We start from the raw sequence: 23,772 nt of genomic DNA on the forward strand, positions 1-23,772 counted from the left end.
CAACCAGAGATATTGAAAGCTCTTAACCAGACACACCATGTCATTATATCCCAAAGCTATATCTGAATTCATGCGCAAAGCGACTGATTCTGTCCGTATTTTTAAAAGCGGACCGGGTAGTCAGGCCCTTATGGCAAAGTCCCTGCTTTCTAAGGGAAGCAGTGTGGTCCTTGTTGTGCCCGGTGTTACCGAATTTAAGGAAATGCGGGCGCTTTTGACACTGTTTGCTTCGGAGACAGGAGCGGGGCTGGAGCGGCCGACCTGGGAAAACGATTGGTTTTTTCTTCCTCCATATCATTCAAAAACACCTGACGCACAGGCGTGGAGCGAACGCTGGGCGGCCTTGTACGGTTTGACTTATGGGAAAAAGCCGTGCGGCGTGCTTATGACCTCGGACAACCTGTTGCCGCATTGGCCAGAAGAGTCTGTCCTGAGAGAAAATTGGGTTTCGCTTGCCAAGGGCGAAGAAATGTCGCCCGATATTCTTTTGGAGCAGCTTGTCAGTTGGGGGTATGTACGGCGTAAGTTGGTCTCTGGCCCGGGCGATATGGCCATGCGCGGCGATATCCTCGATATCCACGCGCCCGGATATGCACTTCCATTGAGGTTGGAATTTTTCGGTGACATTCTGGAAGAAATCAGACTGTTCGATCCAGCATCCCAGCGATCAAAAGCCGATTTGGCAGAAGCTGTTTTGCTTCCTGTTTCACCGGGGATTACCACAGACGACTATGCGGAACGAGCGACTGTCATGTGGGAAAAATTCCGAAAGACCGGAGAAATAAACTCGGCGCAAGAACATTCCCTGATTGAACGCCTTGATGCCAACAATGGCTTTGTTTGGCCTGGTTTGTATTATGATAATCCGGTCGGGCTAGAGGCTTATTTGCCGAAGGATGCGGCATACTTGTTGTCGGCCGGTGGTACCTTGCGGGCGCGGTTGGAAGATCGGGATCAGGCATGGCGGGACTTTCTCAAGGAAGAAGAGCGGGCGAAGGGCGTGAGCCTTCCCTTGCGTTTTATTGTGCGTACTCACGAAGCAGCTCGACAAGTATGGCGTGACGCCAGACAGCTTGTTTTTGAAGAGTTGACTATCGGGCGTGAAAAGGTCGGTATCGATCTGGGTGAGATACCCTATAGTGATTTTACGGATATTTTTTGGCAGCCCGAGGCTTCAAGAAGGCCGTGGTCCGCGTTGATGACGGGGTTGAAAGAGTGGAATCGTTCGGGGCAGACCACTATTCTCAGTTTTCGGACACAGCGTTCACGGAGTAAGTTCCTGGCTTTGGCAGAGCAGGAAAAGCTGCCCATGAGTTTAGAATTCAAACCGGGCGGGCGTGGTATTTTTGCGTTGATTTCCCCTTTGCGCAAGGGGATGGAGTTGGCTTGGGATCAAACGCGTATTCTTGGCGAAGAAATTTTACAGCCGCAGGCTGCACGAGTTCATGTCGGGCGAGAAAAAGCCTTCAAGGGACTGGAGAAGTACGAGGATCTTTCCGAAGGAGATCTTCTCGTACATCGTGATTATGGGTTGGCGCAGTTTGGTGGATTGCATCATATGAACATCGGTGCGGGTGCCAACGATTATCTGCTGCTTTTCTTTTCGGGCGATGATAAATTGTACCTTCCTGTGGATAGGCTCAATCTGGTGCAGCGGTTCAAGGGGCCTGAGGGGGCGAAGCGGCCTTCTCTGGATAAGCTTGGCGGAACCCGTTGGAGTAAGACTACTGCCAAAGTCCGTAAGGCCATTGAGAAAATTGCACACGAACTGGTCGAGATGTATGCCTTTCGTAAAGTGGGTAAGGGATTTGGCTATGGCCCGCTAGACGATATGTATTCCGAGTTCGAAGCAACGTTTGGTTTTGAAGAGACGCCGGACCAGGATAAGGCCGTGGCCGATGTCTTTCGTGACATGGAAAAACCGGAGCCTATGGACAGGCTTGTGTGTGGCGATGTTGGTTTTGGCAAGACTGAAGTTGCCTTGCGCGCGGCTTTCCGTGCTGCATTGGAAGGATACCAGACCGCTTTGCTGTGTCCGACCACGGTGTTGGCGGAGCAGCATTATCAGACGTTTACCAAGCGGATGGAAGGATTTCCTGTCCGGGTTGGCATGCTCAGTCGTTTTGTTTCAGCCAAGCGGCAGAAGACTATTATTGAGGCGGCGGCTAGAGGTGAGATTGATATTCTCATAGGAACCCATCGTCTCTTGTCCAAGGATGTGGAACTGCCTAACCTTGGATTGCTCATATTGGATGAAGAGCAGCGGTTTGGAGTCAAACACAAGGAAAAGCTCAAGCATTTCAGACAAAACATTGATGTTTTGACACTAACTGCAACGCCTATTCCTCGTACATTACAACTTTCTCTGTCCGGGATTCGAGGGCTGTCAGTTATCGAGACACCGCCGGTTGACCGTAAACCTGTTGAAACGGCGCTTATGGAACGTGAAGCTTTGGAACTCAAGGCCGTTCTGGAGCGGGAGCTTGCACGTGGTGGTCAGATCTACTGGGTGTACAATCGGGTGAACGGGCTGGCGCGAGTCGCTGATTTTGTAAAAGAATTAGTCCCTGGAGCCAAAGTCGGCATGGCCCATGGGCGGATGAATGAAAAAACTTTGGAAGAGGCCATGCGCAATTTTTGGCATGGTGAACTCGACGTGCTTGTTTGTACGGCCATTGTTGAATCCGGGTTGGATTTCCCCAATGCCAACACGTTGATTGTGGATCAGGCGCAATTGTTTGGCCTTGGTCAGTTGTATCAACTGAGAGGGCGCGTTGGCCGAAGTGAACGGCAGGCCTATGCGTATTTTGTGGTTCCCTCCATTAAGGATATTTCCGAAATTGTGCGCAAACGCTTGCGTATCATTCTGGACATGGATTATCTGGGAGCAGGATTCAAGGTGGCCATGGAAGATTTACGTCTTCGTGGTGCTGGTAATATTTTGGGGGAGACCCAGTCTGGTCAGATTGCCAAAGTCGGGCTGGAACTCTTTTTGGAAATGTTGGAGGAAGAGGTTCGACGGTTGCGAGGCGAAGCCGAAACGCGAGCCAGTGATCCGGAACTTAATTTTGTTTTCGAGGCACATATTCCGAGTGGATATGTACCTGATTCAAAGGAAAGACTTCGGTATTACAAGGCGTTGTCGTCAGCCTCTACCGATTTGGAACTCCGTGAATTCGAAGCGGAACTTCGAGATCGTTTTGGGCCATTGCCGGAAGAGTTGGATTCCTTTTTCGGTGTGTTACGCTTGAAGCAGACGTTGTCAAGATTGCAGGCAGCCAGAGCGGAGTTGTATCCGGGGCGGGCTGTTGTTACGTGGAGTGACAACGCTATTGCTGTCAGTCCTGAAAAATTGATGCAATGGGTCGCAGCTCGTGGCGACATGACCCGAATTGTTCCTCCGGCTAAGTTGGAAATTCGATATGGAGAAATAGACTCCATGCGACAGGCCCTTGAAGAAACGGCTATTGATCTGGAAGCAATGTTGGATATGGAATCCGACACCGCAAACGATACAAAATAAGAGTCAACATGTTGCGTAACATTATTTTTTTATTGATTATTGTAGTCATGGCCGGTTGTTCGGGCGATTCCGACGATATCGGGATTGTTGCCAGAGTTAACGAGGCGCCTATCTATTTGACACAGCTGGAATTTCAGCATGATCAATTTCAGGCTGATTCTGTTGGAACCTATGTCCCTAGTGTAGAAAAGCTCAGGAATGAGTATGGAGATATTCTGGCCGATTTGGTTGTGCAGGAATTGGTCGTTCAGGATTTAGTGCGTCGGGATATGGCCGTGACCGATGAAGAGGTGCAAAAAGCCGAAGAGGTTGTTCGGGCGGATTATCCCGAGGGCGCTTTTGAACAGGTTTTGGTCGAAGAATATATTGATTTGAAATCCTGGCGTCGGCAGTTGAAATATTATCTTGCGCAAAAGAAACTTTTTCAACAGGTACTTAGAGCGCAGATCAAAATTGATTATAAAGAGGCTGAAGCCTACTATCGTGAGCATATTTCCGATTTTTATTTGCCGGAAAGCATGCGTATACTCGTTGTGCGCGGCCCTAGTCGGGAGCTGGTGGTCAGGGCTGTTGAGAAATTTAGTCAGGATCAAAATCAGATGGATTTGGCAACGGCCTTTGGCGAAGTGGAAACACGTGAGGTTGTTGTACGTGAAGGGAGACTCTCCGCAGCATGGCGGAGTGCTTTGGAAGGGTTGAAACCAGGCCAGTCAAGCGATGTCCTGACGGATCGACTCGGTTTTGAAGCCTTGGTTCTTCTGGAACGGAGTGAGGCCAAAGTTTTGGCTCCGGCACAGGCGTACCCTCTTGTTGAAGAGGCGTTGCTTGAAAGAAAGTTACATGATGCCTTTGATGCATGGCTTTCAGAAAATCTGGCAACGGCAACGATAACCGTGAGTGAACATCTTTTGGCTGAAGCCATGGAGAAGGACGAGGCAGAAGCTGTCGAGCCGGATATGTCGGCAATTCAGGAAAACATGGAAGAATCAGGCAGTGATGTGTCAACAGAGGGCGCCCTGGGAAATTAAATCGGCGGCTCATTCGTTGCATAGTCTGTCCAAAGTGACTAGAATTCGTCAAAATATCGGTGGAACACACAGTCCGTTTCACTTTTTAAGGAGTAAATGCGTGGTTAAATTTTTCTCGTTGCTCATTGGAGCCATGCTTATGATATCCACGGCCCAAGCGTGGGCTGCTGAGACGGTAATTAACCGTATCTTGGTGAAAATTAACGATAATATCATTACAGAATATGACCTTGATGAAGAAATGAGTCCGATTTTTGATAAGCTTAAAGGACGACAGCTGAGTGCTGCGGAAAAGCAACAACTCGGCAGGATTCGTAAACAGGCTTTGAATAATCTGGTCAATCAGGTGCTTGTGGATCAGGAGGTTGCTCGATACGGCATCAATGTTACTGATGAGGACATTGATAAGGAAATCAAGCGCGTCATGGAGGCCCAAAAATTGGATGATGCCGGTTTTGAAGCCTTGGTTGCCAAAGATGGATTAACCGTTGACGATTTTCGGGTTAAGTTAAAAAAATTGCTCGAAAAGCAGGAGCTTATTGGCTATATGGTCAATAAAAAGGTGCTGGTCACCGATACGGAAATCCAAGAAGAATACACAGCCAGAAAGGATGACTACACGCTCGATAAGATGGTCGAACTCGCCATTATTCTCTTGCCTTCAGACATTTCTGCCGTCGAAGTGAAAGAACGGATTAATGACGACGAATTGACGTTTGCAGAGGCTGTTGCGAAATACAGCGTCGGTCCAGGCAAGGAATCCGGTGGTTCCATCGGTGAACTTGGGTATGCTGATCTGGCTGAAGATTGGAAAAATGCATTGAAAGGCCTCAAGCCGGGTGCGGTCAGTGAGCCTTTGACAATTCAGGGGAAGGAAGCACTTCTTTCACCTGTGAATATTTCGAAAGATCGTCTTGTCCCACTTGAAGAAGTGCGTGACGGGATTTATCAGGAACTGATGCAGAAAAAACGGGATACCATCTTTACTGAGTATTTCGATAAGCTGAAACAAAGTTCGGTCATCGTCTATATGGATGATTCCGCCAAGCCCGATAATGGAGTAGCTCAATGAATTTTCAGGAACTCGGACAAGCGTTGCAAGAAGGGCGCGAAGCCAAGGGTATGACTATAGAGGCGGTCATGGAGGCCACCAAAATCAGCCGGATTAATTTGATTGCCCTTGAGAGCGGCGATAGTTCGTCCATGCCTCATCCTGTTTATACGAAGGGGTTCGTCAAGAGTTACGCTCGGTTGCTTGGCTTGGATGCTGACGAATTATCCATGGTGGTGGACAGGGAATATCAACTTGATGAGCAGAATGCTGATGAAGTTGATTATGAAGTTTCTCCGTCTGCGGAAAAGGCATTTCAGGAGGCAGATGCTCCGGCTGTCAAGAAGCGTTCAGTATGGCCTTCTATTCTTCTTGTTGTTGTGTTGAGTTGTTCTATTATAGCTCTCGTCATGTACTTGAATAAGAGCGAAGAAATTTCGACTCCGGTTCAGACCAGTGAAACCTCCGAATCTGTTGAGACACCAGAATCGTCTGTTGTCATGGAACCGATCGAAGATGCTGTCGAAACAGTTGAACCGGCTGAAGGCGAAGCTGTTGTGGAAGAAGCTGTTACTCCGGTCGAAGTACCTGAAGAGATTAAGCCTGAACCTGCGCCTGCAACGCCTCAACCTGAAGCCGAAAAGCCTGTTGCGGCTCAGCCTGCGATTCCTCAGCCTGGTGCCGGCGAAAAAGAAGTTGTCGCGACACAAGAAGCGGCTCCAGGACAAACTCGATACGCCCATGTGATGATTATCACTGCAACAACGAATAAGGGCTGTTGGATTGGCGTTTGGAAGGGCGATGAGTCAAAAATGGCTCGTGATTTTGTTTTGAAGAAAGGTGAACCTCTTCGGTTGATGTTTAATTATCCCCGGAGAATTCGCATTGGTAACGTGGCTGGTGTAACTGTGACATACAATGGTAAGCCATATGCTCTTGATAAAAACAAAAGCAATATTCAGACATTATTCGTCGGTATGGAATAGACCCTCATTACAAGGATGATCGTATGAGCTCCACTGAAAAAGCTCTAGTACTCAAGGTGGGGCGTTTTCGGGAGGCAGATTGCTGGGTTAAACTTCTCACGCCCGGACGTGGCATTTTTAATGCCTTTGCCTTTGGCGGGTCCCGTAGTCGTCGTCGATTCGTTGGGTGCCTTGATCCTTTAAGCCTTGTTTTATTTACGATTGGAACCAACAAGACCGGGACATATACGGTTCTTGAAGAAGGTTCCCTGCTTCATAATTTCCCTGCAATTCGTGAAGATCCCACCAGAACTGGCCTTGCTGTCAATTGTATCAAATTTATTGAAGCCGTGGAAATCGATCCGTCTGATGCTCGTCCTGTGTATGAGCTTTTGTTGGAAACGCTCCATATGCTGGAAAAGGGTGGTGGAAGCAGCGATTTTACTCCATGGTTGTTTCGTGCGAAATTGGCCTTTGAAATGGGGTTTCATCCGGATTTCCTTTCCTGCGGAATATGTGGTCAATCTGTTGTTTCTCTTGATGGTTGCCATTTCGGAATTGAAGGGGGGCAAGTGGCCTGCCGGACTTGTCTTTCAGGCGGGAAACCGTTAGAGGGACTTGCTCGGCCAGTTTCCACCGGGGTGCTTCGTGCTTTTGATTGGATTCAACATAGTCGTCCTTTGGATTGGCTGACTGTATCCATGAATAATGAAGTCCGGCGGCAAACGAGTCAATTGATCGAGCTTTTCGTTGCGTATCACCTGGGCCTGTCCTGGGATAATGGCATGTATAAAAAGGTATGAGTTGGAGTAAGCAATGAATTTTCAGGATGTTATACTGAAATTGCAGAATTTTTGGGCAGACTATGGCTGTGCCGTTGTCCAGCCCATGGACATTGAGTGTGGGGCTGGGACGTTTAACCCCTCCACATTTTTCCGTGTTATCGGCCCTGAGCCGTGGAAAACCGCGTATGTCGAACCTTCCCGCCGTCCCACTGACGGTCGGTATGGCGAGAATCCCAACCGGTTACAGCATTACTATCAGTTTCAGGTCGTTCTGAAACCTTCTCCTGATAATATTCAGGAATTGTATCTGGAAAGTCTGGCTGCCATCGGTATTGATGCCGCAGCCCATGACATTCGTTTTGTCGAGGATGATTGGGAGTCTCCGACTCTTGGTGCATGGGGATTGGGCTGGGAAGTTTGGCTCAACGGTATGGAAGTGACGCAGTTCACTTATTTCCAACAGGTTGGTGGTATTGATCTCAAACCCATATCCGTGGAAATTACATACGGTCTTGAACGCCTTTCCATGTATTTGCAGGAGAAGGAGTCTGTATACGATCTCATGTGGAATAATGAGATAAAATACGGACATATTTTCCATCAGAATGAAGTTGAGATGTCCAAGTACAACTTTGAGTTGGCGAATACGGATATGCTGTTCGATCTTTTCAACAAGTTTGAAGCGGAATGCCTCATGCTGTGTGAAGAAGGATTGCCCTGGCCTGCGTATGACTGCTGTCTCAAGTGTTCTCACTCGTTCAATATGCTGGATGCCCGAAGCGCGATTTCTATCACTGAACGCGCCTCTTATATTGGTCGTGTGCGTAATCTGGCTTCTAAAATTGCCAGACTTTATGCGGACCAGCGGGAAGAAATGGGCTATCCCATGCTTAATAAGTAGTCGACGCAACAGACACGAATATAGAGAATAAAGAGAAGTACAATGGCCGAATTCATTCTGGAAATCGGAACAGAGGAAATGCCAGCCCGTTTCGTACCCAAGTTGGCTGCCGAGCTGGAAGGCGTCTTTGCCAAGTCTCTCGATGAGGCTATGGTCGAGAATGGGGGCGTGAAATGTTACGCTACTCCTCGCCGTATCACCGCACATGTCGCATCCATTGCCCTGAAGCAACATCAGGAAGAGGAGACTGTGACTGGGCCACCGACCCGTATCGCTTATGATGCAGAGGGTAATCTGACCAAGGCAGGACAGGGGTTCGCTAAAACTCAGGGTGTGTCTGAAGATGCTCTGTTTAAGATGGAAACCGGCAAAGGTGAATATTTGGCCGCCAAGAAGACTGTCGGCGGCGGTAATACCGTTGATATTTTGCCTGATATTTGCATTAAGGGAATCGAATCTCTTTCTTTCCCCAAGAAAATGCATTGGGGCGATTATGATTTTACCTTTGGTCGTCCTTTGCGGTGGCTTTTGGCCCTGCTGGATGATCAGGTTGTTGAATTCACCGTGGAAAACTTGACCACCGGACGAGAAACTCGTGGGCATCGAGTAATGGGGCATGGTCCTCATGTGGTGAATTCCACTGCCGATTATTTTTCTGTCATCAAGAATGATTGCAAGGTTGTCATCGACCCGGAAGAACGGAAGAAGACCATAATTGCAGAAGGCGATCGTCTGGCCAAGGAGCTTGGTGGGGAAATCGTTTGGCATGCCGGATTGCTTGAAGAGGTTGCCAATCTCGTCGAGTATCCCAAGCCGCTCATTGGTGACATTGAAGCCTTGTATCTTGAATTGCCGCGCGAGGTCTTGCTGACGTCCATGCAGTCGCACCAGAAAAGCTTTGGTGTGCAAGGCCCGGATGGCAAATTGATGCCGCATTTCTTGACGACCTTGAACATTGAGCCGCTGGATGTGGCTCTGGTCAAGAAAGGATGGGAACGTGTGCTCAAGGCCCGCCTGGAAGACGCGCGTTTCTTCTGGGAAGCTGATTGCAAGGTTGAATTCGAAACATGGTTGGACAAGCTGGAAAACGTTGTTTTTCTCGGTCCCCTTGGTTCCGTAGGCGACAAGTCTCGTCGTATCGAAACCCTGTGTGGCAAATTGGCTGAAGTTCTTGGCGAGTCCAAGTCCATCATGCCGGGTGAAATTGAAAAATATGCCATGGCTGGTCGTTTGGCCAAAGCCGACCTCGTATCGGAAATGGTCATCGAGTTTGACAGTTTGCAAGGCAAAATGGGTGGCATATACGCGGAACTCGCCGGAAAGGGCGACATCGTTTCTCAGGGAATCTATGAGCAGTATCTCCCGGCAGGTCCTGACACTCCTGTGCCATCCAGTCTGGCTGGTGCGCTTGTGTCCATGGCTGACAAAGTTGATACCATGGCCGGTTGTTTCGGGTTGGGCAAAGTACCTACTGGTGCTAATGATCCGTATGCCCTCAGACGTTGCGCTCTGGGCATTTCCCGTATCATTATGGAACATGAGCTTGATGTGGATCTTGATGTGCTTCTCCGTGAAGCTCAGGGGGCCTATGCAGATGTAAAGTGGAAGGTTGAGCAACCGGAAGCTTTTGTTAAGCTCAAGGATTTCTTTGGACAGCGTCTCCGTGCTTTGTTCATTGGACATGGTTTTGAAACCCGCGTGGTCGATGCGGCTCTAGGTGCCGGATTTAACGACATCCGAACCTTGAAAGCTCGTTTGAAGGCGTTGAGCGAGTTCAGCAAAGAAGCCGATTTCGAACAGGCCGTGCTGACGTTTAAACGTGCTTCGAATATTATCCGCAAGCAAGGGAACGAAGCAGGGCAGACCCTGACGGGTTCTTATGATGCGGATTTGTTTGAAGGTGAGCATGAACAGTCTTTCGGCAGCAAGCTGGAAGAGATCGCGCCCCGTTTTGACGATCTGTGGGAAAGCGGTGAGTTTGGTGGTTTGTTTGGACTTCTCGGAGAGTTGCGTCCTTCCGTGGATGGTTTCTTCGACAACGTCATGGTTATGTGCGATGATGCGGATATCCGGTTGAATCGGTTAAATCTGTTGAAAGCACTGGTTGACCGTTTGAGTCGTTTGGCTGATTTTAACGCATTGCAAGTCTAGTTTCTATTTAGAAAACACTTGACATCAGAGGAAGAGTCCATATAAAAGGCTCTCCCTTTGGGAATAATAACAAGCAATAGTATTTTACTACGATAATAAATTGATCAGGAGAAATTACCTTGGCTAATCACAAGTCCGCCTTGAAGAGGCACCGTCAGAGCTTGAAGCGTCGCGCCCGCAACCGCATTTCCAAGACCCGTATCAAGAACACCGTTAAGGCTGTTCGCGTGGCCATCGAGGAGAAGGATGTTGCAAAGGCTATGGAGGCCCTGAAGGACGCTACGTCCATTCTGGACAGAGCTGCCCGTAAAAAGATCATCCACCAGCGTCAGGCTCAGCGCCGTATTGCTCGCCTTCAGGTGGCAATCAACAAGATCGCTGAATAGCCGTATTTTTGCTGCTATGAAAGTAGCCCGCTGTACATATGTACAGCGGGCTTTTTGTGGTTGGAGTTTTGAGTCGGCGTTTTATCGGCCTTGATCCGCGATATCCTGAAGGGCGGTTTCATCCAGAATGGTAATGTCCTTGCCGCTGACTTCGATAATTTTATCTTCTGCAAAGCGCTTGAAAATGCGGGATAATGTTTCCTGTATTGTGCCAAGGTAGTGCGCGATTTGACCTTTGGGAAGATCAAGTTTGAAGGTCGCTGAATCCTGTGAAGAACGCAGCAGGAGAAGATACGACGCGACGCGTGCAGGTGTCTCTTTGAGGCTTAGGTCATCAATCTTGTTGACCAGAATACGGAGACGTTGAGAAAGCATGGCCATCATTTTCATGGCCAAATCCGGGTCCTCTCGGATAATGCGTTCAAAGTCTTTGCGCGGGAAAAAAAGGGTTTCCAGTTTTTCTAAAGCCTGACCATTCGCTGGGAATGTGCCTCCTTGAAATACCGGCACCTCGCCCACCGCTTCACCAGGGCCAAAAATGTGAAGTATCTGTTCCTTACCAGCCGGGGATGTTCTGAAAATCTTTACTCTGCCAATGACTGGCGCAAAGAATCCGTGGGCTGGCACATCGCCAAGGAACAACGTCTCTCCTTTCTTGAACTTTTTTATAACGGCAATATCTGCAAGCTTAGTGAATTTTTCTTCGGGGAGTCCTTCGAAGAAGGCTATACCTTTGACTGCTGCAAGTTTATCCATGAAATAATTTGCTCCATTTTTCGTTATGATACGGTAATTTGACCTAAGTCATGGTTCCCGTCAAAAAAAAAGTTCATTGTCTGTGTACGGAGAACGAAACAGTGAAAAAGTTTTTTTGGATCATACCTTTGCTTGCCTTACTTTTGCTGGCAGCCCATTCGCTTAGACAAGGCGATTTTGGCTTAATGGCTTCTTTTGTCATTCTGGCCGGACTCCTGTTTACCCGACAGGCGTGGGTGCGCTGGGGTGTCGTTGCAGCTCTTTTGTGGGGTGGATTTATTTGGGCGGACGCCACCGTGGATTTTGTTAGTTTTCGACAGGCGTTTGATCTGCCATGGAAGCGACTGACTGCTATAATGGCGGGTGTTATTGTATTTGATGGCTTTGCCCTGATGGCCATGCTGAGTCAGCGAGCCAAGGATTACTTTTTTGTTGCTCACGACAAGTCTGCGGCGCGTACTGCAATATTTATTTTGACGATTTTGGGACTGGCTTTGGCTCGAACCAAGGTTCCTTTTCCTGTCTTGTTGGCTGACCGGTACCTGCCAGGGTGGGGGTGGGCAGAAATTTTTGCGTTGGGTGTATACGCTCAATGGATTGGTGGGCGCATGATGCAACCTCGTGGGCACCGTACGCTTCGTCCTCGCATATGGGGATTGTTCTCGGTATTGTTTTTTTTGCAATTGAGTTTGGGATTGATGGGCATGGAACAAATGCTCATGACCGGCAATCTCCATTTGCCGGTTCCTGCCTTGATCCTTGGAGGGCCTGTCTTCAGAGGCGGTGGGTTCTTCATGCTCATCCTGTTCTCCGTCACTATATTTTTGGTCGGTCCGGCGTGGTGCAGTCATCTTTGCTATATTGGTGCATGGGATGACACCATGAGCCGCCTTGGTTCGCGTCCTGCGCCCAGTGGGATCCTGAGGCGTCTGAGTATTGTTGGACGTGGTACAACCTTGCTTCTGACAATTGCTACAGCGTGGATTTTGAGGTCCATGGGGATGCCTGGTACTTCGGCCGTCTTATTCGCAGTCTTTTTTGGTCTGGTCGGTGTGGGGATAATGGCATTTGTTTCGCGGAAGGCTGGTATGATGACCCATTGCATCACGTTTTGCCCCATGGGTCTGATTGCAAATATCATGGGTAAGATTTCACCTTGGCGCATTCGTATTAATTCCGATTGCACCAAGTGCGGTGCCTGTTACACGAGATGTCGCTACAATGCGCTGGATGAAAGTAGGATGGAATTGGGGCGTCCGGCTCTTTCCTGTACTCTTTGCGGCGATTGCGTGTCCGCTTGTGTGCACAAGCATATAGGATATAGTTTTCCGGGATTGTCCGGTGAGAATGCCAGAACACTGTTTATAGTTCTGGTTGTCACCCTACACGCCATCTTTCTTGGCGTGGCAAGAATGTAAAGATAAGAGAAAAGAGAGGATATCACCATGTTGAGCACGAGAAAAATGATCACTATTGATGAGGAACTGTGCAACGGTTGTGGCGAATGTGTCCCGTCCTGTGAAGAGGGCGCGCTGGCTATCGTTGATGGTAAGGCACGATTGGTTAAGGAAATCTATTGCGACGGATTGGGTGCGTGTTTGGGCGATTGTCCAACCGGTGCGCTCAAAGTTGAAGTGCGTGAGGCTGAAGATTTCAACCCTAAAGCTGTAACGGAACATCTGAAGGCACAAGGGCGAGAAGTGCCGGATCACATGCCTTCCCCGGAAAGTTTGCGTCTGGATAAGCCTGCCGGTTCTCCCAAGCCCATGGGCGGTTGTCCTGGTGCTGCTATGCATACCATGTCTCCCTGTGAACGGGCCAACATTCCCATGGCGTCGCCTGCCGGTGGTTCTGCATTGTCTCATTGGCCAGTACAGTTGCGGCTTGTTCCGCCGAATGCACCGTTTCTCAAAGGCGCAGATCTGCTTTTGACGGCAGATTGTGTCCCTGTAGCCATGCCATCTTATCATAGTGAATATGTCGCCGGACGTGTTGTGGTTTTGGGTTGCCCCAAGTTTGACAATCAAATGGAATATGTAGAAAAGCTGGCCGATATTTTGACCGAGAATGATTTGAAATCCATCACAGTTTTGGAAATGGAAGTGCCATGTTGTTCCTCCATGTCAGTGATTTTGCGTGAAGCCGTGAAGCGCGCCGGAAAAAAGGTCGATACTGTTCGACTGACAGTCGGTAGAAATGGTAACGTTCTGGAAACTGTTCCTTTGGAATTTTAGCAAGGAGTTTATCCCATGAAGAAGACTGAATTATTCAATGAGCATGGTTTCAAGGACTTGACGTTTTCCAACTTCTTGGTGCACGAATCAGAGTTCATGAAGGTGATCAATTTCAACTTTCGGGCCGGGCAGCAACTTCCTGTGCATTCCCATGAACTGGAAGGAGAATTGACCCTGACCATTCTTGAAGGTGAAGGTGAATTCCTGGCTGCGGATGGTGCGACCATGCCAGCTCGTACCGGTGATATATTGGTGTCGGAAATTGCAGAACCTCACGGCGTGAGGGCCACGACTGATATGCGTGTCCTCGTAACCATAGCTCCCCCTATTTAAGATGGAAATTAAAGAATATATAAAAGAACTCCCAATGCGAGCCGTCAAGCCCCGAGGTGACGGCTCGTTTACTGTGGTGCCTCAGATGAGCCAGGGGCAGGTAGCAGCCAGGCAACTCGCCGCCATTCAGAGCGTTGTGGAAGAATACGGTTTGCCCGGAATTCGTGTCACGGCAGGGCAGCGTGTCATGATCGATGGTGTATCCGCTGATATTCTTCGGGAAGTGGTGGAAAAAGTAGGGCCTGTCGGAGATGTTTTTAGACATAAGGTCCAATCCTGCTTGGGAACGACCGGCTGTAGGCTTGCCATGCAGGATTCCATGGGATTGGCAGCAAGGATGGAGGAATTTTTGAAGGATTACTCTTTGCCTACCAAACTCAAGTCCAGTGTTTCCGGCTGTTCAATGTGCTGCGCGGAGTCCTTGATTCGCGATATCGGATTGATCGGGCGCAAGACTGGCTGGACTGTTTCTTTTGGTGGAAATGGAGGGAAACGTGTTCGTCAAGGAGATGTCCTTGCGCAGGATGTCACCGAAATTGAAGCCTTTGAAATAATCGGAAAGGCGCTTGATTTTTATGCGGAAAACGCCAAGGTTAAAGAACGCACTGCGCGATTTGCAGAGCGTGTTGGTGTGGACGCTATCAAGAAAGCAATCTTTGGCGAATAACTATTCTTATATTTGGAGTTTGTAATCATGGCTCAGAAAGAGACACCCAAGGGCGCGATACTTCAGCGTGACAAGAAAACTTATGCCATCGTTCCCAGAACGCCTGTAGGGTTGGTCACGCCGGATGTCCTTGAAGCCCTCGCCCGGGTCGGTCGGAAATTTGAAATTCCGATTATGAAAATTACATCGGGTCAGCGGATTGCTCTTGTCGGTCTCGAAGAAGAGCAAGTGGATGCCGTTTGGGAAGACCTCAAGATGGACATCGGTCCAGCAGTGGGGTTGTGCGTGCATTATGTGCAGGCGTGCCCCGGCACTGAAGTTTGCAAGCTCGGTATTCGTGATTCATTGGGACTTGGCTTGGAACTCGAAGAGATGTTTGTGGGTAAGGAATTGCCTGCAAAACTTAAAGTTGGCGTGTCCGGCTGTCCCATGTGTTGCGCTGAAAGTTATGTGCGTGATGTAGGCCTTATTGGAAAACCGAAAGGGTGGACTATGGTCGTTGGTGGTAATGCTTCGGGCAGGCCGCGCATTGCGGATGTACTGGCAGAAGAACTAACTCGACAGGAAGCAGTCGAGTTGGTGAAACGTTTTCTTGATTATTATCGTGACAATGCCGGGAAACGCAGTCGTTCTGCGCGTTTGTTGAAAAAAGTCGGTATTGACGAAGTCAAGAAAGCCATATTATAGGCGTGCTGAAAAAAATATGAATGCGGCTCTGAGTGATCAGGGCCGTTGTTGTTTGTAACGATCTAATATTATTGATTCGTACAGTTTTTCATGATGTTGCACTGGATGGGAAACACGCGTAGAAGGGATGGGGTTTTTACTCTCATCCACACAGGAGTTGTCTTTTGAGGGTTATCATCATTGGAGCCGGCGAGGTCGGATTTCACCTCTCTCAGCGGTTGGCGGTAGAAAACAAAGAAGTCGTCGTTATTGATACGAGCGACGAAGCTTTGAGGAAAATCGCTGAAACTTCGGATGTGCAGACTATTAAAGGGTCGGGCAGCAGTCCGAAGGTTCTCGAAGAAGCCGGTGTCGACAAGGCTGATATTTTTTTAGCTGTGACCGATTCTGATGAGATCAATCTTCTTGCTTGTTCTTTTGCCAATCTGTTAAATCCAAATGTCACCAAACTTGCCCGTGTCCGTAGTGAGATGTATACTGATTACAAGAGTTTACTTACTGAACACGGAGCAAAGATCACCAAGATAATCAACCCGGACGAAGAGGTTGTGAATTCGGTTTTACGCCTTATGAGTGTGCCGGGGGCTGTGGAAATCAATGAATTTGCCAATGGCAAAATTCGTTTGATTGGTGTCAATTTACCTGAAGATAGCCATTTAATCGGAAGCAAATTGTATAATTTGCGAGAGAAGATTGGTGATGATCTTGGTATCGTTATCGCTGCTTTGGTCAGGGATGGCGAGTTGATTATTCCTAGCGGTTTGGATGTCATTAAAAAGGACGATCTCGTGTATTTCGTCTGTGATATCCGGGATCAGGATGAAATTCTCCGACAGCTTGGAATTTTTGCTGAGCCTGTGCGCAAGGTTATGATTATTGGCGGCGGCAACATCGGCTTCCGTTTGGCCAAAGCTCTGGATAATAAATACTATCACACCCGTTTGCTCGAAAATAGGCAAAAGCGGTGTGAATATCTCTCTGAGCATTTGGATCGTCCTATTGTTCTCATGGGGGATTCAACAGATCAGGAAATTCTTCGGGAAGAGAACATTCAAGATATGGATATGGTCATTGCCGTGACTGGTGATGAAGAGACTAATATTTTGTCTTGTCTTCTAGCCAAGAGTCTTGGTGCCAAGAGTACTGTTACTCGTGTGAATAATTTTGGGTATATGCCTTTGATCGAGCCGATTGGTATCGATTATGTGGTCTGTCCACGCCAGTCGGCAATCAACACGTTGCTTCATTTTATTCGACGTGGAAAGATTATTTCCTCTGTCTCTATCAAAGGAGAGGCCGCGGAAGCTCTTGAAGCTGTTGCTCAGGAGGATTCTCCTATTGTGGGCAAAGAGGTTAAGGATCTTGGATTTCCCAGAGGGTGTCTTGTTTTGTGTTTCCAGCGTGGTGACGACGTTGTTATTCCTCGAGGTGATACTGTGGTGGAACCCAATGACAGATTGATCATTATTTCCACCAGACAAAATATTCCCAAAGTGGAAAAAGTGCTGACCACGACGGTGGAGTTTTTCTAGATGCGTTGGAAATATGTTCTCCACATCATCGGTGCGCTGGTCGCCTGTATCGGGCTGACCATGGTTTTACCTTTCGGTTGGGGGTTGTATTACGGTGATGGTACCGCTTATCCCATAGGTCTATCCATGGGGATCACTGTTATCGCTGGCGGTCTGGCTTTTGCCTTTTTCCGTGACTCAGAAGCTTCGAAAAAATCTTCTGTCATGACCCACCGCGAGGGCATGGCCATTGTTGCCTTGGGCTGGTTTGCGGCCGGAGTTTTCGGAGGACTGCCGTTCTATCTGGGCGGTACGTTTGAATCCGTGGTGGATTGTGTTTTTGAATCTTTGTCTGGTTTCAGTACAACTGGATCATCGGTTTTGGTTGATATCGAGAGCGTACCCCGTGGCCTGTTATTCTGGCGGAGTCTTACACATTGGCTTGGCGGCATGGGGATTATTGTATTTTCCCTTGCCATTCTGCCGTTTTTGGGGATTGGTGGCATGCAGCTGTACAAGGCTGAGGTGCCGGGACCATCTCCTGATAAGCTCAAGCCGCGTATTAAGGATACAGCCATGACCTTATGGAAGGTCTATCTGTTGTTCAGTGCTGTGGAAACAGTGTTGCTTATGTTTGGCGGCATGGATCTTTTTGACGCCCTATGCCACACCTTCGGCACCATGGCGACAGGGGGATTCTCTACCAGAAATACTTCGGTTGCCGCTTTTGATAGCGCGTATATTGACTACGTCATTACTGTGTTCATGGTTATTGCCGGTGTTAATTTCTCTTTACATTATCTTTTGTTGAAAGGGCGGTTCAAAGTCCTTATCAAAGATCCGGAATTTCGGGTTTTTGCCTTTATGATTGCCATTTTTATCGCAATTATAACTGTATTTGTTTATGCGGAAGGAAATTACGATACTGTTTCCGATTCCATCAGATATACGTCATTTCAAGTTGCTTCTATCTTGACCACAACGGGTTTTGCCACGGCAGACTATGAATTGTGGCCCGGGGTTACTCAGGCCATATTGTTGTTTTGCATGTTCGTGGGCGGATGTGCCGGTTCGACTGGCGGTGGCATGAAGGTCATGCGCATCATGCTGCTGTTCAAGCAGTCCTACCAGGAATTGTTTAGACTCATTCATCCTAGGGCTGTTAGTCATGTGAAGATGGGTAGAACTGTGGTTAAGGATGACGTCATCAGCGGTGTATGGGGCTTCTTTATACTTTGGCTCGGCCTGTTGGTCCTTGCGGCCTTTATTGTTGCTTCCACGGGGGTTGATGTTGTTACTTCGTTTGCCGCCGCTTTGGCTTGCATCGGTAATATTGGTCCTGGTATTGGAGGGGTCGGCCCAACGGATAATTTTGCGTGGCTTCCCGACATTGCAAAATGGGTTCTGACTTTTTGTATGGTTTTAGGAAGGCTTGAAATTTATACTGTTATTATTCTCTTCGTACCGGAGTTTTGGCGAAAATAATTGAATTGTTAAGAAATGGAAAAGCCCGGCAATACATGTGTTGCCGGGCTTTTTATGGTTCCCAATATACGTTTTATTTATCTAGAAATATACTATATTTTTTCTAGAGTCGTTGTTGGGCAACGGTTTCTGTCCTGTGATTTAAGAATCCTTTCAAAAGAGCTGTGTGAATATGTTGTGTTGTGAGATGGTAAAAAAAAGGGTGAAATTCATAATTATTATGAATTTCACCTGAACAGTTGGTGTAAGAAGAAAGCTCGTCAGGTTTAGTCAATGCGATAGTGACAGCCTTTTGTCTTTGTGTTTCTTAGGGCAGCAAGAGTGATGATGTATGCGGCCTGTGACCCATGGAAAAGATCAATGATGTTTTTGCTGACTTCGGTTTCGCGATAGAAATCCTGAAGATTTTTCGTTAATTTGCGCATGTCGGAGAAGGCGCGGCCCAATCTGTTGCTTGTTCGCGCGATGCCCACGTAATTCCACATGGTGTTACGAATGTTAGACCAGTCCTGAGCGATCAGAGCTGGGTCTTCATTGTGCTCGTGTCCAATGCTGATCCAGTCTGGGATTGATTCATTGAGTTTACGACTGAGGGCGGCAGAATGGTTCATGCGCGAAATCATATCTTGTCCGGCACTGTAACCCCAGAGCATTCCTTCCAGTAGTGACGTGCTTGCTAGTCTGTTGGCACCGTGGACGCCGGTACAGCTGCATTCGCCAGCTGCGTAAAGCTTTTCAAGCGTAGAGCGACCTCGGTTGTCTACGAGAATACCACCGCAGAAATAGTGCGCGGCAGGGACGACAGGGACCGGATCTTTGCTTATGTCTATGCCCATCTCTCGACATTTTTTGGAAATGGTAGGGAAGCGTTTGTTGACGTCTTCCTTGATGCCGGAGGTGTCGAGATACACACAGTCGTCGTCGATTTGGAGCATCTCGTCCATGATTGCACGGGTAACAATGTCGCGCGGAGCAAGGTCTGCGCGGGTGTCGTACCGTGGCATGAACGGGTCGCCTTTGGAGTTAATGAGTACCGCTCCTTCACCACGTACAGCCTCAGACACCAGAAAACGCCGTTCTCCGCGTTTTGAGCCTTCGTAAAGAGCTGTAGGGTGGAACTGTACATATTCACAGTTCATAAGCCTTGCACCGGCTCTGTGGGCCATTGCAAGGCCGGAGCCTATCGAGCTGGAAGTGTTTGTTGTGTGCAGGTAAATTTGTCCGATGCCGCCTGTAGCCAGCATGGTGAATTTAGACAAGATGGTTTCCACTTTGCCCAGATTTTCATTGAAGACATAGGCGCCAATGCATTGATTGGAAAGATTGTATTTGAAATCAAGGTGTTTGGCGTGATGCTGTGTGGTCAAGAGGTCAATGGCAGTTCGTTTGGTCAGGACACGGATATTTTCATGTGCTTCAACAGCGGCGCTGAGGACTTCCATGATGTTTCGACCTGTGTGGTCGTCACAATACAGAATACGAGCTAGACCGTGGCCGCCTTCGCGAGTCAGATACCAATCGCCAGGTTTGCGTTGGTTGAAGGGGATTTTGTATTTTTCAAGAAAGGTTTCCTGAAGAACTTCCGGGCCTTTACGAGCCAGAAAACGTACTGCACGCGTGAAGTTGTGTTTCCATCCTGCTGTCAGGATGTCTTTTTCCAACAATTTAGGATCATCGTTTTCGTTGCGATAAACGATGCCGCCTTGCGCAAGAGAAGTGTTGCCGTTGGTGAGATCTTCTCCGGCTGTGATGATAATGACGTCATGCCCTTGGTCGGCCAGGGTGAGAGCTGCCATGGATCCGGCAATACCGGATCCGATAATAAGAGCATCGCTTTGCAATCGGAAATTGTTCATGACGGGGCCTTAGCACGTCTGCCAGTCTAGGAGCAAACTTTGAGCATGCGCTCAAGAGCCAGTTTTGCTGGTTCCTTGATGGAGTCGCTCACAGTGACAGGCGTAGCGGTTTCAAGGTTATCAAGCGTGTGGGCCAGTTTTTCCACGGTTATCTTGGCCATATCGTCGCATTGGCTTGCAATGAGCGGTTTGATGGTCTTTTCGCCTTTGTACTGGTCTGCCAATCGGTTAACGAGGTTTACCTCGGTACCAATGTAAATGGTTGCTCCTTGAGGAGCCTCGGCAGCATATTTTATTAGATAGGTGGTCGAGCCGTTGCCGTCGGAAGCGTGAACCAATGCCGGATCGCATTCGGGGTGAACGACAATACGAGCTTCCGGTTCAGCAGCACGAATCGCCTCGATGGTGTCGAGTGAAAATTCTTCATGAATTGGGCAGTATCCCGGCCAAATGATGAACTGCTTGTCGTCAGTCATGGATGGCGTGACATACAATTCAGGATCACCTTCGATGACATCGACCGGCAGAAGAATGCGTTCTTCTTCGGGGATGCCGAGTGCATTGGCACTGTTGCGGGCCAGATGTTTGTCCGGCAGAAAGAGGACACCGTCACCTTGTTTTATGGCCCAGGAGAGCATGGTTTGAGCGTTGGCAGAGGTGCAGACTGAACCACCATATTCTCCCACCACGGCTTTGACGGCTGCTGAGGAGTTCACATAGGTCAGTGGAACAATCTTTCGACCATTTTTTTGGAGGATATCAAGAACCTGTCTGACTCGTTTACCTTCAGCCATGTCAGCCATGGGGCAGGTTGCGGAGGTATCCGGAATGTGGATTTTTTGGTCCGGTCGGCAAAGAATGGCAGCAGATTCAGCCATGAAAAACACACCACAGAACACTATGTGTTTTGCTTTAAGGTCGTTGATTTTGCGGGCCAACTCAAGAGAATCACCACGAACATCGGTGAAGGCAATGACTTCGTCCGACTGGTAATGATGGCCGAGAATGGACAGGGATTCGCCCATGGCCTCCTTAATCCTAATGATGGTGTCCTTGGGGTTTTCCACAGTGTTCCTCTTTATGATAAAGGTATAAATTTCATACTGAAATCAGATGATATTGCTGAGTGAGTCAGCTTGCCCACCGAGATGAAATTCGGGCCAAGGTCAGCGATCTCTCGGATGTTGTCCAAAGATATGTTGCCACTAATTTCTGTTTCAATGTTCTTCGGAATGATTCCCAAAGCGGTTTTGGCTGTTTCTGCATCCATGTTGTCGAGCATGATGCGCTTGATGTCACACTGACTTGCTTCTTCTACTTCTTCAAGAGTGCGGCATTCAACTTCAATGGGCGGGCAGGGTGAGTGTACCGTCTGGAGTTGGTTGACGGCCTGTGAAATAGATCCGGCCCGATCAATGTGATTGTCCTTGAGCATGAGCATGTCAGACAGTGTGAGGCGGTGATTTTTGCCACCACCGGCGAGTACTGCGTATTTTTCAGGAAAACGAAGGCCTGGCAGAGTTTTTCGTGTGTCGAGAAGTTGGGTTTTGGTTCCCTTAAGAGCTTCAACGTAGCTCGCTGTCAGGTTGGCAATACCGGAGAGATGGCAGAGGAAATTCATAATAACTCTTTCTGCTTTGAGCAGTTGAAGAGCTGGGCCTTGGATGGCGGCCACCATTGTCCCTTCAGAGACGGTGTCACCTTCATCCACATTGAGGTGGGTCTGGCATTCCTCGCTACCGAATTCAAGGATCATCGGTATGAGAGGTAGGCCGGCAACAACGGTTTTTTGTTTTGCCACAATCATGGCTTGTGCCATGTCGTTTTCAGTGAACAGGCCCATGCTGGTCAGATCCGAGGCATCTTCGGCAAGGGCGATACGGATGGTCGCCAGCAGGAACATTTTGGCTTCAGCCTGGAAAAAATCGTCAAAAGCGTTGGTGGGCATCATTTTATCCAATGTAAATAGGGTAGATGAACGCAATTAAGGCACGGATGTTGTTTCGTCAAGGGGAACGACTGTTGATGAAATATTTCACAATTATATAACGCATGAAATGGCGTATTTCTTTGACCTTGAGGTTGAATTGGGCTAGGTCAAGTCCCCATGAGTGTAGAGAAGAAAAATACAACTTTGCAGGATGAAAATTTCGATGGTTTAACCGCTGCCGAAATTGAAGCCCAGCACCCTGCGGATGCTGCCGATACCATTGAAGGTCTCGACATTTCCGATCAGGTGAAATTTATTAAGCAGCTTCCTGTCAAGGATGCTGCTGATTCCATTGCGGAGATGGATGATCTCGACCAGCAGGCACTCATTGTCAACTTAAATAAAGGGTTGGCAGCTCGCATTCTTGAACACATGGCTCCAGATGACGCTACAGACCTTTTGGAAGGATTGGAAGAGGAGCAGCGTCGGGCCTTGTTGAATATGGTTACGGCAGAAGACAGGGCCGAGCTCAACACGCTTCTGACTTTTGATCCAGATACGGCCGGTGGTGTCATGAACACCGAGGTGGTCATTCTTGATCAGGATCTTACTGCCGATGAGGCCATTGCCAAGATTCGTGAAGAAGTCGAAGACAAGGAAATTCCGTATTACGCATATTTGACGGACAAAAAAGATCGTCTGGAAGGTGTGGTTTCTTTGCGTGATTTGCTGCTTGCCAAGCGGGGAGTGATTCTCAAGGAGCTGGTCAAGACCCAGAGTCTGATTACTGTTGGATATAATATAGATAAGGAAGAGGTCGCGCACCTCATTGCCCACTATAATTTATTGGCTTTACCTGTCGTTGATTTTGGCAATCGTCTTCTTGGCGTTGTTACCGTTGATGATGTCATTGATATTATTCATGAAGAAGCCAGTGAAGATATGCAGACCATGGTTGGTGCCGGTGCGGATGAAACCACGGATTCTCCTGTTGGATTTTCCGTGAGAAAAAGACTTCCGTGGCTTATCATCAACGTTCTTTTTTCTGCCCTTTCAGCTTGGGTGGTCCATCTGTTTGAGGGAAATATTTCTGAAATGGCAGTGCTTGCCGTGTTGATGCCCATTGTTGCAAATCAGGCCGGAAATGCCGGACAGCAAGCCTTGGCCGTTATGATTCGTCAGCTTGCCATGGAGCGCTTTGATCGTAAGCGGGCATGGTTATCGGTTTTCAGGGAATTACGTATTGGCTTACTGAACGCAATGATCATTTCCTCTCTTGTTTTTGGAGTTGGTTTTGTTGTTTCCGGAAAGTTGATTCTTTCACTGGTTATGGGGATGGCGTTAGGCGTCGATATGATCCTCGGAGCAGTTGCAGGAGCTTCAATACCTCTTTTGCTTAAGGAGATGGGGCGTGACCCGGCGCAGGCCTCAAGTATTTTTCTAACGGCGATTACTGATTCCATGGGGTTTTTCTTTCTGCTTGGTTTGGCCGGTCTGGTCTTGCTGAACGGATGATTTGATTT

The 23,772-nt window shown here is 48.3% G+C and carries 20 protein-coding genes; 16 read left to right on the plus strand and 4 right to left on the minus strand.

Annotation, left to right across the window (positions count from 1 at the left end; translation table 11 throughout):
• The first annotated feature begins 37 nt into the window (after positions 1-37).
• The 8 genes from mfd to rpsT all read left to right on the plus strand — a co-directional run bounded on the left by mfd (position 38) and on the right by rpsT (position 10,790).
• On the plus strand, positions 38-3,523 hold the full coding sequence (mfd, locus tag SYK_RS02305) for a transcription-repair coupling factor (RefSeq protein WP_281762009.1): 3,486 nt from the start codon (positions 38-40) through the stop codon (positions 3,521-3,523).
• 8 nt (positions 3,524-3,531) lie between these two features.
• Entirely contained in the window at positions 3,532-4,551 is a 1,020-nt protein-coding gene (locus tag SYK_RS02310) for a peptidylprolyl isomerase (protein WP_281762010.1), read from the plus strand.
• 100 nt (positions 4,552-4,651) lie between these two features.
• Positions 4,652-5,623 (plus strand): SurA N-terminal domain-containing protein, encoded by a 972-nt coding sequence (locus SYK_RS02315; protein ID WP_281762011.1) that lies wholly within the window; start codon positions 4,652-4,654, stop codon positions 5,621-5,623.
• A complete protein-coding gene (locus SYK_RS02320) occupies positions 5,620-6,588 on the plus strand; it encodes a helix-turn-helix domain-containing protein (RefSeq protein WP_281762012.1) in 969 nt (322 codons plus the stop codon). The genes SYK_RS02315 and SYK_RS02320 overlap by 4 nt, the downstream gene beginning before the upstream one ends.
• A 23-nt stretch (positions 6,589-6,611) precedes the next feature.
• Positions 6,612-7,370, plus strand: a complete 759-nt coding sequence (recO, locus tag SYK_RS02325) for a DNA repair protein RecO (RefSeq protein WP_281762013.1) — start codon at positions 6,612-6,614, stop codon at positions 7,368-7,370.
• Positions 7,371-7,383: 13 nt separating this feature from the next.
• Entirely contained in the window at positions 7,384-8,253 is an 870-nt protein-coding gene (gene glyQ / locus SYK_RS02330) for a glycine--tRNA ligase subunit alpha (protein ID WP_281762014.1), read from the plus strand.
• Positions 8,254-8,295: 42 nt separating this feature from the next.
• The gene (gene glyS, locus SYK_RS02335) at positions 8,296-10,404 is read left to right on the plus strand and encodes a glycine--tRNA ligase subunit beta (RefSeq protein WP_281762015.1); all 2,109 of its coding nucleotides are present in this window, start codon (positions 8,296-8,298) and stop codon (positions 10,402-10,404) included.
• Positions 10,405-10,523: 119 nt separating this feature from the next.
• On the plus strand, positions 10,524-10,790 hold the full coding sequence (rpsT, locus tag SYK_RS02340) for a 30S ribosomal protein S20 (RefSeq protein WP_281762016.1): 267 nt from the start codon (positions 10,524-10,526) through the stop codon (positions 10,788-10,790).
• 81 nt (positions 10,791-10,871) lie between these two features.
• On the opposite strand, the gene SYK_RS02345 is transcribed toward rpsT, so the two are convergent.
• Positions 10,872-11,546, minus strand: coding sequence for a Crp/Fnr family transcriptional regulator (locus tag SYK_RS02345; RefSeq protein ID WP_281762017.1), 675 nt, complete (start codon positions 11,544-11,546; stop codon positions 10,872-10,874).
• Between the two features lie 101 nt (positions 11,547-11,647).
• Here SYK_RS02345 and SYK_RS02350 point away from each other — a divergent pair, with 101 nt between their 5' ends.
• The 7 genes from SYK_RS02350 (at position 11,648) to SYK_RS02380 (ending at position 18,463) form a co-directional block, all read left to right on the plus strand.
• Positions 11,648-12,964 carry a 4Fe-4S binding protein gene (locus SYK_RS02350; RefSeq protein ID WP_281762018.1) on the plus strand — a complete coding sequence of 439 codons (1,317 nt, stop codon included), beginning with the start codon at positions 11,648-11,650 and terminating at the stop codon, positions 12,962-12,964.
• 27 nt (positions 12,965-12,991) lie between these two features.
• Positions 12,992-13,780, plus strand: coding sequence for an ATP-binding protein (locus SYK_RS02355; RefSeq protein WP_281762019.1), 789 nt, complete (start codon positions 12,992-12,994; stop codon positions 13,778-13,780).
• A 15-nt stretch (positions 13,781-13,795) separates the two neighbouring features.
• Positions 13,796-14,113 (plus strand): cupin domain-containing protein, encoded by a 318-nt coding sequence (locus SYK_RS02360; RefSeq protein WP_281762020.1) that lies wholly within the window; start codon positions 13,796-13,798, stop codon positions 14,111-14,113.
• A 34-nt stretch (positions 14,114-14,147) separates the two neighbouring features.
• Positions 14,148-14,780: a nitrite/sulfite reductase domain-containing protein gene (locus tag SYK_RS02365; RefSeq protein WP_281762021.1), complete on the plus strand. Its 633-nt coding sequence runs from the start codon at positions 14,148-14,150 to the stop codon at positions 14,778-14,780.
• Between the two features lie 27 nt (positions 14,781-14,807).
• Entirely contained in the window at positions 14,808-15,467 is a 660-nt protein-coding gene (locus tag SYK_RS02370; RefSeq protein WP_281762022.1) for a nitrite/sulfite reductase domain-containing protein, read from the plus strand.
• 164 nt (positions 15,468-15,631) lie between these two features.
• Entirely contained in the window at positions 15,632-16,999 is a 1,368-nt protein-coding gene (gene trkA, locus SYK_RS02375) for a Trk system potassium transporter TrkA (RefSeq protein ID WP_281762023.1), read from the plus strand.
• The gene (locus SYK_RS02380) at positions 17,000-18,463 is read left to right on the plus strand and encodes a TrkH family potassium uptake protein (protein ID WP_281762024.1); all 1,464 of its coding nucleotides are present in this window, start codon (positions 17,000-17,002) and stop codon (positions 18,461-18,463) included.
• A 266-nt stretch (positions 18,464-18,729) separates the two neighbouring features.
• Here SYK_RS02380 and nadB read toward each other — a convergent pair whose 3' ends face one another.
• Genes nadB through nadC form a run of 3 tightly spaced genes read right to left on the minus strand, consistent with a single transcriptional unit; the run spans position 18,730 to position 22,267 of the window.
• Positions 18,730-20,319 carry an L-aspartate oxidase gene (nadB, locus tag SYK_RS02385; protein ID WP_281762025.1) on the minus strand — a complete coding sequence of 530 codons (1,590 nt, stop codon included), beginning with the start codon at positions 20,317-20,319 and terminating at the stop codon, positions 18,730-18,732.
• 26 nt (positions 20,320-20,345) lie between these two features.
• Positions 20,346-21,386 carry a quinolinate synthase NadA gene (nadA, locus tag SYK_RS02390; protein ID WP_281762026.1) on the minus strand — a complete coding sequence of 347 codons (1,041 nt, stop codon included), beginning with the start codon at positions 21,384-21,386 and terminating at the stop codon, positions 20,346-20,348.
• Between the two features lie 11 nt (positions 21,387-21,397).
• Positions 21,398-22,267: a carboxylating nicotinate-nucleotide diphosphorylase gene (nadC, locus tag SYK_RS02395; protein WP_281762027.1), complete on the minus strand. Its 870-nt coding sequence runs from the start codon at positions 22,265-22,267 to the stop codon at positions 21,398-21,400.
• A 159-nt stretch (positions 22,268-22,426) separates the two neighbouring features.
• On the opposite strand from nadC, the gene mgtE reads away from it, so the two are divergent.
• Positions 22,427-23,764 (plus strand): magnesium transporter, encoded by a 1,338-nt coding sequence (gene mgtE, locus SYK_RS02400; RefSeq protein WP_281762028.1) that lies wholly within the window; start codon positions 22,427-22,429, stop codon positions 23,762-23,764.
• Positions 23,765-23,772 lie beyond the last annotated feature (8 nt).

Source organism: Pseudodesulfovibrio nedwellii (genome assembly GCF_027923765.1).
GTDB classification, from domain to species: domain Bacteria; phylum Desulfobacterota; class Desulfovibrionia; order Desulfovibrionales; family Desulfovibrionaceae; genus Pseudodesulfovibrio; species Pseudodesulfovibrio nedwellii.